General features: G+C 73.0%; 16 protein-coding genes and 1 pseudogene. 8 read left to right on the top strand and 9 right to left on the bottom strand.

The features are described 5' to 3' along the window. The first annotated feature begins 256 nt into the window (after positions 1-256). Genes ACZ4UB_RS03705 through ACZ4UB_RS03695 form a run of 3 tightly spaced genes read left to right on the top strand, consistent with a single transcriptional unit; the run spans position 257 to position 1,967 of the window. On the top strand, positions 257-685 hold the full coding sequence (locus ACZ4UB_RS03705; RefSeq protein ID WP_468068014.1) for a hypothetical protein: 429 nt from the start codon (positions 257-259) through the stop codon (positions 683-685). Beyond that, positions 679-969 carry a helix-turn-helix transcriptional regulator gene (locus ACZ4UB_RS03700; protein WP_468068012.1) on the top strand — a complete coding sequence of 97 codons (291 nt, stop codon included), beginning with the start codon at positions 679-681 and terminating at the stop codon, positions 967-969. Before ACZ4UB_RS03705 ends, ACZ4UB_RS03700 begins: the two co-directional genes overlap by 7 nt. Beyond that, entirely contained in the window at positions 966-1,967 is a 1,002-nt protein-coding gene (locus tag ACZ4UB_RS03695) for an NAD(P)-dependent alcohol dehydrogenase (RefSeq protein WP_468068011.1), read from the top strand. Before ACZ4UB_RS03700 ends, ACZ4UB_RS03695 begins: the two co-directional genes overlap by 4 nt. A gap of 51 nt (positions 1,968-2,018) precedes the next feature. Here the strand turns inward: ACZ4UB_RS03695 and ACZ4UB_RS03690 are convergent, their stop codons facing one another. Both ACZ4UB_RS03690 and ACZ4UB_RS03685 read right to left on the bottom strand, forming a co-directional pair. Next, positions 2,019-2,129, bottom strand: a complete 111-nt coding sequence (locus ACZ4UB_RS03690) for a hypothetical protein (RefSeq protein ID WP_468068010.1) — start codon at positions 2,127-2,129, stop codon at positions 2,019-2,021. Positions 2,130-2,350: 221 nt separating this feature from the next. Then, positions 2,351-2,476, bottom strand: a pseudogene (locus ACZ4UB_RS03685) (TetR/AcrR family transcriptional regulator); the annotation flags it as partial. A gap of 103 nt (positions 2,477-2,579) precedes the next feature. Here ACZ4UB_RS03685 and ACZ4UB_RS03680 point away from each other — a divergent pair. Continuing rightward, entirely contained in the window at positions 2,580-3,080 is a 501-nt protein-coding gene (locus ACZ4UB_RS03680) for a hypothetical protein (RefSeq protein WP_468068009.1), read from the top strand. A gap of 143 nt (positions 3,081-3,223) precedes the next feature. Here the strand turns inward: ACZ4UB_RS03680 and ACZ4UB_RS03675 are convergent, their stop codons facing one another. Beyond that, on the bottom strand, positions 3,224-4,837 hold the full coding sequence (locus tag ACZ4UB_RS03675) for a phospholipase D-like domain-containing protein (RefSeq protein ID WP_468068008.1): 1,614 nt from the start codon (positions 4,835-4,837) through the stop codon (positions 3,224-3,226). A 231-nt stretch (positions 4,838-5,068) separates the two neighbouring features. Between ACZ4UB_RS03675 and ACZ4UB_RS03670 the strand changes: the two genes are divergently transcribed. The 3 genes from ACZ4UB_RS03670 (at position 5,069) to ACZ4UB_RS03660 (ending at position 7,091) form a co-directional block, all read left to right on the top strand. Then, positions 5,069-5,482, top strand: a complete 414-nt coding sequence (locus ACZ4UB_RS03670) for a peptidoglycan-binding domain-containing protein (protein ID WP_468068006.1) — start codon at positions 5,069-5,071, stop codon at positions 5,480-5,482. Positions 5,483-5,634: 152 nt separating this feature from the next. Beyond that, positions 5,635-5,823 (top strand): DUF6381 family protein, encoded by a 189-nt coding sequence (locus ACZ4UB_RS03665; protein WP_399257288.1) that lies wholly within the window; start codon positions 5,635-5,637, stop codon positions 5,821-5,823. A gap of 107 nt (positions 5,824-5,930) precedes the next feature. Beyond that, entirely contained in the window at positions 5,931-7,091 is a 1,161-nt protein-coding gene (locus ACZ4UB_RS03660) for a serine hydrolase domain-containing protein (RefSeq protein ID WP_468068005.1), read from the top strand. 31 nt (positions 7,092-7,122) lie between these two features. On the opposite strand, the gene ACZ4UB_RS03655 is transcribed toward ACZ4UB_RS03660, so the two are convergent. After that, complete coding sequence (locus tag ACZ4UB_RS03655) at positions 7,123-8,445, bottom strand: serine hydrolase domain-containing protein (RefSeq protein ID WP_468068004.1); 1,323 nt, start codon at positions 8,443-8,445, stop codon at positions 7,123-7,125. Between the two features lie 148 nt (positions 8,446-8,593). Further along, entirely contained in the window at positions 8,594-9,937 is a 1,344-nt protein-coding gene (locus ACZ4UB_RS03650) for a M64 family metallopeptidase (RefSeq protein ID WP_468068002.1), read from the bottom strand. Between the two features lie 237 nt (positions 9,938-10,174). On the opposite strand from ACZ4UB_RS03650, the gene ACZ4UB_RS03645 reads away from it, so the two are divergent. After that, positions 10,175-11,524, top strand: coding sequence for a helix-turn-helix domain-containing protein (locus ACZ4UB_RS03645; RefSeq protein ID WP_468068001.1), 1,350 nt, complete (start codon positions 10,175-10,177; stop codon positions 11,522-11,524). A 136-nt stretch (positions 11,525-11,660) separates the two neighbouring features. Here ACZ4UB_RS03645 and ACZ4UB_RS03640 read toward each other — a convergent pair whose 3' ends face one another. The 4 genes from ACZ4UB_RS03640 to ACZ4UB_RS03625 all read right to left on the bottom strand — a co-directional run bounded on the left by ACZ4UB_RS03640 (position 11,661) and on the right by ACZ4UB_RS03625 (position 14,104). After that, positions 11,661-11,987, bottom strand: a complete 327-nt coding sequence (locus ACZ4UB_RS03640) for a TcmI family type II polyketide cyclase (RefSeq protein ID WP_468068000.1) — start codon at positions 11,985-11,987, stop codon at positions 11,661-11,663. A gap of 37 nt (positions 11,988-12,024) precedes the next feature. Then, positions 12,025-12,513: an SRPBCC family protein gene (locus tag ACZ4UB_RS03635; RefSeq protein WP_468067999.1), complete on the bottom strand. Its 489-nt coding sequence runs from the start codon at positions 12,511-12,513 to the stop codon at positions 12,025-12,027. 1 nt (position 12,514) lies between these two features. Further along, the gene (locus ACZ4UB_RS03630; RefSeq protein WP_467964916.1) at positions 12,515-12,769 is read right to left on the bottom strand and encodes a phosphopantetheine-binding protein; all 255 of its coding nucleotides are present in this window, start codon (positions 12,767-12,769) and stop codon (positions 12,515-12,517) included. Between the two features lie 123 nt (positions 12,770-12,892). Then, a complete protein-coding gene (locus ACZ4UB_RS03625; RefSeq protein ID WP_468068179.1) occupies positions 12,893-14,104 on the bottom strand; it encodes a beta-ketoacyl synthase N-terminal-like domain-containing protein in 1,212 nt (403 codons plus the stop codon). Between the last annotated feature and the right edge of the window lie 34 nt (positions 14,105-14,138).

The raw sequence follows: 14,138 nt of genomic DNA, 5'->3' as shown, positions 1-14,138 counted from the left end.
GCTCTCTGCGATGTTCCGGGCCGGACCCCCGGGTCCGGGGCGCACCGCTTCAGGTGCGCGACAGGGTAGACAGCCACACCGGACGATCCGTTCCACCTCAACGCCCCTCATATCACCCGGGCGGGTCACACCCGCGCCCAGATCCGCCCACGCGCCGCATGAAGTAAAGAAACATTGACACGAGGTCAAGCAGACCTTACGTTCATCGTGTCAAAGATGCTTTACACAGGAGCGGGATCGGGATCGGAGGGTGCACGTGTCGTTCGAAGAGAAGCGCGCCTGGACCATGGGGCTGGTGGCCGTCGCGGCGTACGCGGTGTACCTGTCCCTGGTGCTGGTGCGGGCAGGGAGCGGTTCCCCCGCGGACGTGCCGTACGTACCGCTGATGCTGTGGTCGATCGGCGGCTCGATCGCCGCGACGATCGCGGTCAACATCGCCCTGGGCATCGGCTCCCCCGGGAGCGGCCGGCGCACGGACCAACGCGACCGGGAGATCAGCCGGTTCGGCGAGCACATCGGGCAGTCGTTCGTCGTCATCGGCTCGGTGGCGGCGCTCCTGATGGCGATGGCCGAGCTGGACTACTTCTGGATCGCCAACGCCGTCTACCTGGCCTTCGTCCTGTCGGCGGTCCTCGGCTCCATGGCCAAGATCGCCGCCTACCGGCGGGGCTTCCAGCCATGGTGAAGCCCACGGAGGTCACCAACAGCATCCGCGCCCTGCGGTTCGCGCACGGGGAGATGACCCAGGCGGAGCTCGCGGACCGGATCGGCGTGACGCGCCAGACCGTCATCGCCATCGAGAAGGGGCGCTACTCCCCCTCGCTCCAGATGGCCTTCCAGATCGCCCGCGTCTTCCGGGTCCCGCTCGACACGGTCTTCCAGTACCCGGACGACGACGCGTCCGGGGCCGGCACGGAGACCGACACCCACACCGACGGCACCACCGACGAGAGAAGCGAGGGGTCATGAGGGCCATCGTCCAGGACGCGTACGGCTCGGCCGACGCGATGTGCTTCGACACCGCCGTCGAGCGGCCCGTCCCCGGCGACGACGACGTCCTCGTACGGGTGCGCGCGGCCGGGGTCGACGCCGGGGTCTGGCACCTGATGACGGGGACGCCTTATCTGATCCGACTGATGGGCTACGGGCTCCGCCGACCCAAGTACCGCATACCCGGCATGGACCTCGCGGGCACGGTCGAGGCGGTCGGGGCGCACGTGACGCGATTGCGGCCGGGCGACGAGGTGTTCGGCATGGGCAAGGGCGCCTTCGCCGAGTACGCCTGCGCGCCGCAGGCCAAACTCGCCCTGAAGCCGCCCTCCTTGAGCTTCGAGCAGGCCGCCGCGCTGCCGGTGTCCGGGCTCACCGCCCTCCAGGCCCTGCGCGACAGCGGGGGCATCCGCGCGGGGCACAAGGTGCTGGTCATCGGGGCCTCCGGGGGCGTGGGGTCGTACGCCGTGCAGCTCGCCAAGGCGTACGGCGCGGAGGTCACCGGGGTGTGCGGGACCGCCAAGACCGACCTGGTCCGCTCGCTCGGCGCGGACCACGTCATCGACTACACGCGCACCGAGATCGGCGCGGGGCCGGGTACGGGCGCGGCGGGCGGGGCGCCGGACCGCTACGACCTCGTCCTCGACATCGCGGGCGGCAGGCCCGTGACCCGGCTGCGGCGGGCCCTCACGCCCCGGGGGACGCTGGTCCTGGTGGGCAACGAGGCCGGCGGCCGCTGGTCGGGCGGGATGGGCCGGCTGCTCCGGGCCGTGCTGCTCTCGCCCTTCGTCGGCCAACGGCTGCGCCCGATGGCCGCGGTGGAGCGGTACGAGGACCTCGACGTGCTCGCCGGCTTCGTCGACGCCGGCCGACTGACCCCGGCCCTGGACCGGACGTACCCGCTGAGCGAGGCACCCGAAGCCGTGCGGAGCCTGGCGGAGCACCGCGTCCGGGGCAAGTCCGTCGTCACCGTCTGACGCGCGGCCCGACCCTGCGACGCGCGGCCCGCACGACGAGCGACCGGGCCGTCAGGCCGTGAGGCGGCGGACCGCGTCGACCAGGGCCGCGCGCCGCGCGGCGGCGATGGCCGCGATCTTCTCGTCGTAGTGGTCGGTGCGTTCGCACTGGGCGGCGGCCACCCGGTCCTGGCACCGGAGCCCTTCCCAGGCCAGCAGCCGGACGAAGTGCGGTGCCGCTGGTGGTAGTCGAAGATCCGGCCCGCGTAGTCCCCGAGGTCCTCGGCCTGCTCCGGCGCCAGCGGTACCGCGGCGGCGAGCTTCTGCAGTTCGGCCTCCAGGACGGCGACGAACAGCTTCCCCTTGCCGCCGAAGTAGCCGAAGTACTGGTAGATGCGCTCTTTGTTGACGCCCGCCCGGGTCGCGACGCGGGCGATCCGGGCGCCCTCGGGGCCGCGCTCGGCGAACCCCTCGACCGCGGCGTCCACCACCCCGCCCGCCGCCGCCGGCCGCCGCGCGAGGGGAGCCATTCGGCCAATTGCTTGACATGGGCCTGACATTTCAAGGTCCTTGTGGGACGTTCCACGGCGCGTCGGTCCACCCCCACGAGGACATGACAATGAGGAGCACATGATGAGCATCAGGAAATGGACGGGCCTGACCGCCCTGGCCGCCGCCACGGTCCTCGCCGGATCCTCGGCGGCGATCGCCCTCGGCCCCACCGCGGACCAGCGGGCCGACGGCGTCATCGTGGTCGCCGGCAACACCTGCACCTGGACCAACGCCAGGACGAGCGCGAATCCCCCCACCGCGCTGACGGTCGACCGCACCACCATCAACACGCCCGGCGGCAACCTGTCCTGTACGGGCGGCATCACCGCGACCCTCAACAACAACCCCGCCTTCGCCTTCGACGACGCGAGCGGCGTCGCGAAGACGGACGCGATCGACATCACCGGCAAGCAGAGCTTCATCTCCTGCCGCTACAAGGCCACCAACATCGTGTGGAACCGCGACGGCGCCACCCGCAAGTACCTCAACCAGGCCTTCACCGCGACCAAGACCTCGGGGAGCTTCCTGTGCCCCGGATCGGTCACCACGGCCGCCGGCGGCGCCTCGATGCTGTTCCACTGAGCCCCGCTCCGCCGTGCGCCGCGTCCCCCACCCGGGGGCCGCGGCGCACCGCGCGATCAGCGCGGGTCGAAGCCGACCGAAGGGGCCTTGTCACTCAACAAGGTGCGCCCTGCATTCCGGCTGTGGCGCCGGATGTCCCGAGGTCAGCGACAGATGCCCTGCTCGTAGTCGACCGTGGCGGTCGCCTTGGAGTACTGCCACTGCGGCGCGAGGAGCTGCGTGCGCAACTGCTCGGCCGCGGCCGGGCTCTCCACCACGTAGCCGAAGTCCTGGAGCCAGGCGGGGTAGAGGTTCTTCGACCCGATGTAGAAGGCGGCGTCGTCGACGGAGACGAGCTTGTGGTGCAGGGCGTACGGGCGCCCGTCCGCCCAGGTCGGGTTGGCCGAGCTGCGGAAGGTGGCGAGCTGGAGCCCGGAGCACATCACGGCCTTGGCGCCGGCCTGGTCGCCCGTGACCCGCGCGAGGCGGTCGCGGAGCGTGTCGCTGATCTCGGCGAGGGACTTGATCTGCGAGTAACCGCCGCTGCCCACGGCGCCGCGGTTGGCGGGGTCGCTCACGACGATCCGGACCTTGACGCCCGCGGCCAGGCGCGCGGCGAGGGCGTCGTAGGTCCGGACGTCGTAGCGGGGCAGGGGCGGGCAGGTCGCGTTGAGGTCCTGCTGCGAGATCTCGATGTGTGCGCCCGCGCTGGAGATGAGCGTGCGCAGCGCGCTCTCCTCCGGGTTGACCGTGTCGTAGTCGCGGTCGGCGTTGGTGCTGTCGTGCAGGCCGACGACGCACTTGGTGTCGGTCGCGGTGGGCAGGGTCGGCCGGAAGGTCGAGGTCGGGTCGTCGCGCCGGATCCCCACGCCGAGTCCACCGACGGCGATCACCGGGACGTCACCGCCCGCGGGCGTACGCGGCTGCGGTCGCGCCAGCGCGGGCAGGCACCCGGCGCCGTTGGAGGAGGCGAACCAGACGCTGGCGATGTTGCCCTTGTTCTGGCAGGTCCAGGACCACAGCTCGTCCAGGTACTTCCCGGCGGACGCGGCGGCGGGGCCGCTCAGCGCGAGGTCGACGTCGGTCACCGGGTGGGCGGTGTCGAGGTAGTCGTCCTTCCAACCGTTGATGCCACCGGTGACGACCGACTGGCCGTCGACCACGAGGAGTTTGGAGTGGTTCCAGGACAACCCGGTCTTGGAGGTGGTCATCGAGGCGACGTTGAGCGTGACGTTCGGCGCGTCGCCGCCGAGCTTGCCCACCAGCTCGTCACGGTACTTCGACGGCACGACGTTGAAGTGGTAGAGCGGGGCCGCGCCGACCAGCACGCGGACGGTGAGCTTGTTCCCGGCGGCGGCCGAGGCCTTGAGGCCGGCGACGACGGCGTCCTGGAAGGCCCCGTTGGGGAACGGCGCCAAGGTGGATATGTCCACGGTGTGCTGGGCCCGGGAGATGTTCTCGGTCATCTTGTCGAGCAGCCGCCGGGTCCCGGGGCGCTCGGTGCAGGTGGCGTCGCCCCAGCAGCCGGGGGTCTGGAGGAGCCAGTCCCCACCGCCCGGGGTGGACGCGTCGAGGCTGTTGCCCGCGGTGCGCTCCCACACACGGCCTTCGAGGCCGGGGCTGACCTGGCGGAGCGTCCGTTCGACGGAGTCCAGGTGCGGCGTCTCGGCGGCGGCCGCCGGGAGGGCGGGCACCAGGGCCAGCAGGAGCGCGGGCAGGACGGACAGCGCGACGCGGGTGAACGACGCGGCATGACGGTGTGACGGCTGGCGGACCAATGTGGGATTCCTTGCACGAGGGGATCGCCGGGCCACGCGGGGGCGACCGGCAAGATCAACTCGCGGAACGTATCAGTCCGATATGGGAAGTTGACACTCCGGAAATCGGATCAGGCCATTTTCGGCATTCCGGGATCGACACGGGCAGGAGCGGCCCCGCCGGCGCCTACGCTGGCGGTCCGGTGATCACGTCCGATGATCACATCCGACCCACGAGGAAACGGGAATCCCATGAAGGCTCTTGGCCGCGCCGCCACGTCCGCGGCGCTCGTCCTCGCCCTACTGCCCGCCGCCGGGCTGCTCGCCGCCGGGACCGCCTCCGCGACGCCCGCCGGCTCCGTCGCCGCGGCGGCCGACGGCGGCCCTCGCACGGACTGGCCACTGACCGGTGTGCAGTGCGGCTGGGACATCCGCACCACTCCCCCCACCGTCCAGCAGGGCAGCCTGGGCGCGACGGTCCGCGAGGCCCAGTGCCTGCTGGACTTCTGGGGCGTTCCGGTGTCCTGGTCGCAGGCCGAGCCCGAGGGCACCTTCGGCGCGGCGACCGCCGAGGCCACGCGGCGCTTCCAGCAGCAGCGGGGGCTGACCGCGGACGGGATCGTCGGCGCCGACACCTGGGCGCAGCTGCGCATGGGGCCCTTCTAGGGCGTGCTTCGGATCCCCGGCGGTCCCCGGTCCGGCCTCCCGGGACCGGGGATCGCCACGCTCCGTCACCCCCTCGCGTCCCGGGATGCGGACGCGCCGCACTGCTGCTTCGCTGAGTGCGCCCGCTCTCCCCACCGATCCGAGGAGTGATCATGAGCGTTGCAGGCGAGTCCGGCGGCCGGGCCGGGCAGATGCGCGCCAAGGCGCAGGAGCTGAACGAGGCGGCCGAGCGCGCCGCCGACCCGCAGGACCGCAAGCGGCTCCAGGACAAGGCCCGCCGGCTGCAGGAGCAGAGCGAGCAGGAGAGCCGTATCGACGACCCGGGCATGGACATGCGTTAGGGCGTCGCGGTCGGGCGATGATCTCGGGCGGCCCCGGGAGTCCTCCCTCCGAGGGGCCGGCCGCGGGAGCGCGCCCGGCGAGCATCGCGAATGGGGAGCGTGGGGACATGACCGGTCTGCGCGGGATGCTGGAACCCTCGGTGGACGCGGGGACGCTGCCGGGTGCGGTGGCACTGGTGGCCCGCGGGGACTCGGTCGAGGTGGCGGCCGTGGGGTCCTCCGATGCCCGGGGCGGCGCCCCGATCGCCCGGGACACGATCTTCCGCATCGCCTCGCTGACCAAGCCGATCACCGCCGCTGCGGCCCTGTTGCTGGTCGAGGAGGGCCTGCTCGCGCTGGACGCTCCGGTCACGCCCTGGCTGCCGGAGCTGGCCGACCGGGTGGTCGTCCGTACGCCGTCGGGCCCCGTCGACGACGTGGTGCCCGCGCTCCGCCCGATCACCCTGTCCGACCTGCTGACCTTCCGCGCCGGGTACGGCTTCCCGGAGGACTTCTCGCTCCCCGCGGTCGGCCCGCTCTTCAGCGAGCTGCTCCAGGGGCCCCCGCAGCCGCAGCGCGTCGCGTCGCCGGACGCCTGGATGGCGGCGCTGTCGCGGATACCGCTGCTGTACCAGCCGGGCGAGGCCTGGCTCTACCACACGTGCTCGGACATCCTGGGCGTATTGATCGCGCGCGTCGCGGGGCAGCCCCTGGCCAGGTTCCTGGACGAGCGGGTCTTCGCTCCGCTGGGCATGGTCGACACCGGCTTCGCGGTGCCGGCGGCTTCGCTGGGCCGCTTCACCGAGCAGTACCGGGCGGCCGCCGACGGGAGCGGCGTCTTGGAGCTGGTGGACGTCCGCGACGGTCAGTGGAGCCGTGAGCCGGCGTTCCCGTCCGCCGCGGGCGGGCTGGTCTCGACCGTCGACGACTGGTACGCCTTCGCGCGGATGCTGCTCGCCGGAGGGGCCGTGGCAGCGGGTGGCGGCCGGCTGTTGTCGCCAGAGTCGGTGCGCATGATGACCACCGATTGGCTGACTCCGGCCCAGCGCTCGGGGGGTGCGCTCTTCCTGGAGGGCCAGGGCTGGGGCTTCGGCGGGTCGGTCGACGTGCGGGCGCGCGATCCGTGGAACGTGCCGGGCCGCTACGGCTGGGTCGGCGGCACCGGTACGGCGGCGCACCTCGTGCCGTCGACCGGGGCCGTCTCGATCCTGCTGACCCAGCTGGAGCTGGCCGGCCCGACCCCGCCGCCGCTGATGCGCGCCTTCTGGGAGTACGCGGCGAACGGCTGATCCCCCTCCCCCGCGGCCCGGCGGTCGTCCGTCAGCCGCGGGCCGCCGCCCGCCGCGCCAGGGCCTCGTCCGGGCCGCGCACGGCGTCCGGGTCGGTGGTGCGGGCGCCGGGTCCCGCTGCCGCGCCGCCGCCGCACAGGGCCTCGTCGATGAAGACGCTCCTGGCCGCGTCGATGGCGTTCGGGAGCGGGTTGCCGCTGGCGTCCAGCCGCTCGTACTTCGTCAGGTTGGAGCCGAGGGCGAGCTGGCGCCCGCCGTCCGCCGAGGACAGGGCCAGCGTGCCGCCGCCGAAGACGGCGCCGTCGTGGCCCCAGACCGGCCCGCACCGGGTGTCGAGCCGCACGATGCCGAGGCCGTAGCGCATCGTCACCCGTCCGTCCGCGTCCTTGACGGGGACCGTGGTCAGCAGCTGCCGGAGCTGTTCGGGGCGCAGCAAGCTGCCCTGGAGCAGGGCGCGGTAGAAGGTGTTGACGTCGTCCATGGTGGCGACCAGGGCGCCCGCCGTGCCGCCCCACGACATGTCGTAGTCGCTGTAGTCGCGGGGCGGGTCGATGTATCCGAAGAACGACTCGTAGAGCTTGGCGTGCGGGCCGCGCACCGTGGTCTCGGCGCCGGGGAAGTAGGTGTCGCGCAGGTGGGCGCGGTGGATCACGTCACGGGTGATGACGGTCTCCGGGTCCTCGCCGGTGCGGGTCAGCAGGAGTTCGCCGAGCAGGACGTAGTTGGTATTGGAGTACGACCACCCCGCGCCGGGTTCGAAGACCTGCGGCGCGGCCACGCCGTACCCGATCAGCTCGGTCGGGGCGAAGCGGCGGTGGCGGTTGTCGTCGATGCTCCGGGTGGAGCCCTGGAGGAGGGACGGGAAGGCCGTCGGCAGGTAGTCCGCGATGCCGCTGGTGTGGTTGAGGAGCATGCGGACGGTGATCTTGCGCCCGCGCTCGCCCGGGACGAGGTCCGGCAGGTAGTCGCCGACGGGCCGGTCCAGCTCGATCCGGCCGCGGCCCGCCTGTTGGAGCACGGCGACCGCGGTGAACGTCTTGGTGACGCTGCCGATCCGGTGGCGCATGTCGGGGCGGGTGGGCCGCCGCGCGTCGACGTCGGCGAAGCCGGTGGCGCCGCGCCACCGGTCGGCGCCGTCCCGCACGGCCGCGTAGGCGCCGTACAGGCCCGCCGCGTGCACGGCGTCGAGGTCCTGGTCGAGCCGCTGCCGGTCTAGGGCGGGGCCCGGGGCCGGGCGGTCGGCGGCGGTCGCCGCCGGGACCGCGCCGGCCAGGAGGGACAGCAGTACGGCGGCGGTGGCCGCGGTCCTGCTGATGCGGTGGCGGTGGCATCGATCGAGGCATGGGGAAGGCACCTGCGGCTCCCGTTCTCTGCGATCCGCGGGCCCGGTCCGGCCACGGACATTCGTGATCATTCTCGCCTTCCCGGGCCCCGCCTCCACCCTTCCCCCGCGCTTTTGGCCGGAGTTGACCGCAATCACCGGACCGCGCCGCGGGCGCGCGCTACAGACGGACCTGCCACTCGACCGACGACCGCAGCTTGCGGGCGATCTCCGGGTCGCGCACCGAGGGGGTGCGGTCCTCGACCGTGACCGTCAGCCGGTGCGCCCGCAGGTCGAAGAGCCACAGTTCGCCGACGTGCACCTCCTTGCGGCCCTCGAACCGCTTCTGCTCGCGCCCGTCCAGGTACCAGCGGACCACCGGCTGCCGCCCGTCCGGACCGGTCAGCCGGGGTACGGATACCTTCGCGGCATCCCGCAGCCGCAGGGTGCGCCCGGTCGGGGCGAGCGGGGTGGCCAGCCGCGCGTACTGGTGGAACCCCGCGATCATCGCCTCGACACCGGGCAGGTTGAAGGGCTTGCCCAGGACCCGCATGATCGAGGCGTCGGTCGGCCGGTAGAGGCCGGTGACGAAGTAACCGCCGCCCTCGTAGGCGCCGACCGCACCGCCGTCGGGCGAGGGCTCGCCGAGCCAGCGGTACCACTTCGTCCGCTGTTCGCCCATCGGACCGGCCGCGAGGGTGGAGGTGTTGGAGTCGGCGGGCTCGGGACCGGTGTAATGCTCGTACTCCGGGACCCCGGGGTAGAAGTACTCGTCGGCCAGCTTGCCCAGCGAGTGGCCGGTCTCGTGGACGGCTACCTGACCGGACTTCGGGTTGCCCGCCGAGGCGGTCGATATGCCGGCGTAACCGAGGGTCGCGCTGGGCTCGTTGTATCCCGCGCCGCCGTACTTGGCGCTGTTGGCGAGGACGATCACCAGGTCGGCCGCGGGCGCCTTGGCCACGTAACCGTCCACCTTGGGCTGGTCGATGCAGAGCAGCCGCTCGATCTGCTCGCACCAGAAGTACGAACCGAGCGCGGTGTCGCGGACCGTCGCCGGGGCGGGGTCGCCGGAGACACCGGACTCCCGGGAGACGGCGTCGACGGTCCAGACGTTGAAGAGGTTGCGGTAGCTGGCGTAGGGCTCGACCGCGGAGAGTTCGGCCCACTTCTCCTTGGCGTCGAGGTGGAAGCGGTCCAGCTCCGCGGCGGTGTAGCCGTCGCCGACGACCACGATGTCGAGGCGGTCGGCCACAGCGCCGTTGTCGATCATCTTGGTGACGGCCCCATCGGCCGCCCGCCCGGCCTCGGGCAGCCGCAGCCCGGGCTTCGCCCGACCCCCGGCCGGTACCTCGACCGATCCGGAACCGGCTTCGCCGCCGTGCTCCGGCCCCGGCACCTCCACCGGCACGCGGGCGCCGCCGGGCGGTGCGGCGGTCGGCCGCGGCGCCGGGTCGGCGCCCGCCTCGCCCGGCCCCGCGGCCAGCAGCACGGCGGTGGCGCAGCACGCCACGGCGACCGCGCGCACGATCCGCCTCGGCGACCGCCCCCGCCCCGCGAAGTGCCCCGATCTCACGAAATGCGCTCGTCCCACGAAATGCCCCCTACGACAAGGAAGTCGAGCAATGGAAGTACGGAAGTTAAGTGACTGGTTAAGCAGACTGAATCGATTGCTTAAATTAGGGGGCGCAGCAGGCGTGCGCAATGGTCCGCGCGCCCCAATACTGTTCACTCGGCGGCGCGTTGGCGCGAACAGGGAGCATCGATGGACGAACCGATCGAGATCGGGCGCAGGGTTCAGCGACTGCGGGCGGAACGCGGTCTGACCCAGCGGCAGTTGGCCGAGCCCGCCTACAGCGCCGCGTACGTCTCGACGCTGGAGTCAGGCAAGGTCCGCCCCTCCGAGACCGCCTTGCGCTTCCTCGCCGGACGCCTGGACGTCAGTTACGAGGAGCTGGCCACCGGCCGGTCCGCCGCTCTGGCCACCGAGCTGCGGCTCGGCCTGACCGACGCGCAACGGGCGCTCGCCACTGGCGCCGCCGACGAGGCCGCCGACCGCTACCGGCCGCTCCTGGCCGAGGCGGAGCGGCTCGGCCTGACCGCGGAGCGGGCCGAGGCACTGCTGGGCCTCGGCGACTGCGCCCTGGAATCGGGTGAACTCACCGACGCCGTGGCCCGGTTCGAGGCGGCGGAGCGCCTGCTGGAAGGTGAACCGCTGCACCGCAGGGCCCGCCCGATCCGCGGCCGCGCGGTCGCGCTGCTCCTGGCCGGCGAGCTGCGCTACGCCTGCTACCTGCTCGAATCCACCATCGACGAGCTGAACACGGGCGGGCTGCCCGATCCCGAGGCGCTGGTGCTGCTCTACGCGGCCGTCATCGGCCCCTACATCGACATGGGCGCGCACGCGCGGGCCGCGCACGCGGCCGAACTCGCGCTGGCGCTCGCGCCCCGGGTCGGGGATCCGGCCCTGGTCGCGGGCATGCACCGGCAGGTGGCCCGGACCTTCCTCGCCGAGGGGCGACCCGCCGACGCCGACGCCTCGCTGGCCAAGGCGCAGGCGATCTACCGGCAGCTGCGCCTGGGCGCCGACCTCGCGCACTGCCACTGGATGCGGGGGTACGTACAGTCGCAGAACGGCGAACTACACGCGGCCGAGACCGAGTTGCGGACGGCGCGGGACATGCTGGCGGCGCGCCGGGCCGCGCTCTACACCGCGCAGGTCGAGGTGGAGCTGGCCGACGTACTGCGCCGGCTCGGCCGGTACGAGGAGGCGGCCGCGCTGCTGGCGGAGCTGCTGGAACTGGGTGACCGGCACGGCGCGGTGCACGCGGGCGGGGCCCACCGGTTGCTGGGGCTGATCGCGCAGGAGCGCGGGGACACCGACGCGGCCGAGGAGCACTACGTACGGGCGCTGGCCCTCCTGGAGCGCAGCGGGGCGTCGGGGGACCTCGCGGACCTGTGCCGGCTGCTGGGCGATCTGCTGCGGCAGGCGGGACGCACGGAGGCGGCGTTGGACGCGTACCGCACGGGCCTGGGGCACCGCGCGGCGCCGGGGACCACCACCCTCGGCCCGGCGCCCGCGGCCCCGACCGGTGCGCTGCGGCTGTCCCGGTGACCCGAGTCGGCCCGTGGACGAGCGGGCGGGCGGGCGGTGCAGCCGGACGGGCCGGGGCGGAGCGTCGCGCGGTGTGCGCGGCGGCGTCCGTCCCGGCCCGTGGGCCGTGCGGTGGGGGAACCGGTCCGTTCCCGGCTCAGGCGGGGCGTTCCCAGCGGTAGAAGCGCTGGGCCATCGCGTCCTTCGGGCCGCGCCAGGTCTCGGGGTCGTGCGGGCTGATGTACCGCGTCAGGCTGTCGCTGAGGCTGCGGAACTCCGGATGCTCCGTGACCCCGGCGATGGCCGGGCCCGGCGGGACGTCGGATTCGATCAGGTGCAGGTACACCTCGCCGAACTGGAACAGGCTGCGGCGCTTGACGCCGACCAGGTGAGGCAGTTCGCCCGCGTCCGAGGCCGCGAACAGGTCGGCGATGTCGGGTGCGGAGCCGGGCGCCATACGGGCCACGATGAGCGCTTGGTGCATGGGAGGGAGAGTGCCTTCCTACTCGTGGTGACGGGTTTCAGCGGCCACCGGCGACGGGGACGGGGCGCTCGGCCTTCTCCCGGCCGTGCCGCTCGATCTTGTCGCGGATCAGCTCCATCTGGATGCGGGAGTTGTGGTTGATCCGGTCGGTCATGCCCGCGTCGTCGATGGGGGCCTCGGGCTTCATCGCGAAGTCCTGCACCCACCTCATCCGGGTGCCGCCGGGGACCGGGGCGTACTCCCAGTGGATGTCCATGTGCGCGAACGGTCCGGTCTCGACGCGGCGGGCCCGGACGGTCAGGCCCGGGCGGTCGACGGTGCGCTCCGAGACCCAGCTCCACACGACGCCGTTCTCGTCCGGGTGCATCGCCAGCCGGAAGCGGGTGGTGTCACCGGCTCGGTCGAGGATCTCGATGGACGCGTACTCGCTGAAGAGCTGCGGCCAGTTGGGGAGGTCGTTGGTCATCTCCCACACGAGGTCGACGGGGGCCTTGACGGTGATCTCGTTGTCGGTGTGGCCGGCCATGTCAGGCTCCCGTCATCAGGCTGTTGTTGACCAGGTCGAGGAATTCCGCGGGGCTCTTGCAGCGGTCCGCGTCGGTGGGGAGCGCGCGGCCCCGCCGGTTCTCCAACTCGCCGACGACGCCGAGGAGCCCCAGCGAGTCGAGGCCGTAGTCGTCGAAGACGGCGTCCGGCCGGCTCGCCATCTCGGCGGGGTCGACGGTGATTCCGGCGGTCTTCATCAGGCCCGCGAGTTCTTCCATGGTGAGTCGGTCGGACATGGTGGGTGCCTTTCTCTCTGCGACTGCGACTACGGCTACGGCTGAGGCCGCGACCACGGCGGGGACTGAGGCCAAGGCCGCGGCCACCTGCCGGTGGGTGCTGCCGGTACGGGCAACGGCCCCTTACGGGTGCTGCCCGCGGACGACGAGCGCCGAGTTGGAGCCCATCAGCCCCCGGCTCAGTACGAGGGCGGTGCGCAGCTCCGCGGAGCGGGCGCCACCGGTGACCACGTCCAGGTCGTGACACACGTCGAAGACGTTCGGGGTGGGTGGGAGGATGCCGTGTTCCAGCGCCAGGACGGCGGCGGCCACGTCCAAGGTGCCGGCCGCGCAATAGGCGCGCCCGGTACCGCTCTTGGGCGCGGTGACCGGTACGGTCCGGCCGTGCGCGCCGAGGGCCTCGTGCAGGGCCCGGGCCTCGGCCGCGTCGGCCTCCGGCGTGCCGAGGGCGTCCGCGAAGACGACGTCGATCTCCTCCGGGGCGCAGTCGGCCTCCCGCAGCGCGCCCCGGATCGCGTGGGCGAGGCCCTCGGCGGACTCCGCCCAGCGGCCGGGTCCGGTGAAGGTCGCCGCGTGTCCGGCGAGGGTGGCGCGTACGGGCGCACCGCGCTCGGCGGCGGCGTCCGCGTCCTCGACGACGAACATGGCGCCGCCCTCGGCCGGGACGAAGCCGCAGGCCTTCTCGGTGAAGGGGCGGTAGGCCCGTTCGGGGTCGTCGCTGACGCTCAGCCCCGGGTATCCGAGCTGGCACACCACCGAGTACGGCGCGAGCGGTGCTTCCGTCGCCCCGACCACCATGGCGCGACTGCCCTGCCGGATGGCCCTGGCCGCGTGCGCGAAGGCGTCGAGCCCGCCGGCCTCGTCGCTGGCCAGGACCCCGCAGGGGCCCTTGAACCCGCGCCGGATGGAGACCTGGCCGGTGCTCGCCGCGTAGAACCAGGCGATGGACTGGTACGGGCCGACGTAGCGGGGTCCGCGTCCCCACAGGCGTTGCAGCTCGCGCTGGCCGAACTCGCCGCCGCCGGATCCCGCGGCGGTGACCACGCCCACCGCGTACGGGTCGTCCTCGTAGTCCGCGCGGCCGAGCCGGGCGTGTTCCAGGGCCAGGTCGGCCGCGGCGAGGGCGTGGTGGCTGAACCGGTCGGTCTGGACGAGGAACCGCTCCTCGACCAGCGTGGCCGGGTCGAAGCCGCGGACCTCGCCCGCGACGCGCAGCGAGAGGTGTTCGCAGCCCTGTCGGGTGATCCGGCCGATGACCGGGTCGCCCGCCTGGGTGGCCTTCCAGTAGGCGTCGGCGCCGATCCCGTTGGGGGCGACGACCCCGATGCCGGTGATGACGACCGCCGGGGGGCCGGACGGCCGACGGGCG

This window comes from Streptomyces sp. NPDC028419, from assembly GCF_055565515.1.
Note: the sequence above shows the minus strand (reverse complement) of the source record. Positions and strands in the feature narration are given on the sequence as shown.

Bases quoted from the DNA above. Each gene is read 5' to 3' on its own strand.
- ACZ4UB_RS03700 (WP_468068012.1), top strand. From the start codon at position 679: ATGGTGAAGCCCACGGAGGTCACCAACAGCATCCGCGCCCTGCGGTTC.
- ACZ4UB_RS03695 (WP_468068011.1), top strand. From the start codon at position 966: ATGAGGGCCATCGTCCAGGACGCGTACGGCTCGGCCGACGCGATGTGC.
- ACZ4UB_RS03680 (WP_468068009.1), top strand. From the start codon at position 2,580: ATGAGCATCAGGAAATGGACGGGCCTGACCGCCCTGGCCGCCGCCACG.
- ACZ4UB_RS03670 (WP_468068006.1), top strand. From the start codon at position 5,069: ATGAAGGCTCTTGGCCGCGCCGCCACGTCCGCGGCGCTCGTCCTCGCC.
- ACZ4UB_RS03665 (WP_399257288.1), top strand. From the start codon at position 5,635: ATGAGCGTTGCAGGCGAGTCCGGCGGCCGGGCCGGGCAGATGCGCGCC.
- ACZ4UB_RS03660 (WP_468068005.1), top strand. From the start codon at position 5,931: ATGACCGGTCTGCGCGGGATGCTGGAACCCTCGGTGGACGCGGGGACG.
- ACZ4UB_RS03645 (WP_468068001.1), top strand. From the start codon at position 10,175: ATGGACGAACCGATCGAGATCGGGCGCAGGGTTCAGCGACTGCGGGCG.
- ACZ4UB_RS03640 (WP_468068000.1), bottom strand. From the start codon at position 11,987: ATGCACCAAGCGCTCATCGTGGCCCGTATGGCGCCCGGCTCCGCACCC.
- ACZ4UB_RS03635 (WP_468067999.1), bottom strand. From the start codon at position 12,513: ATGGCCGGCCACACCGACAACGAGATCACCGTCAAGGCCCCCGTCGAC.
- ACZ4UB_RS03630 (WP_467964916.1), bottom strand. From the start codon at position 12,769: ATGTCCGACCGACTCACCATGGAAGAACTCGCGGGCCTGATGAAGACC.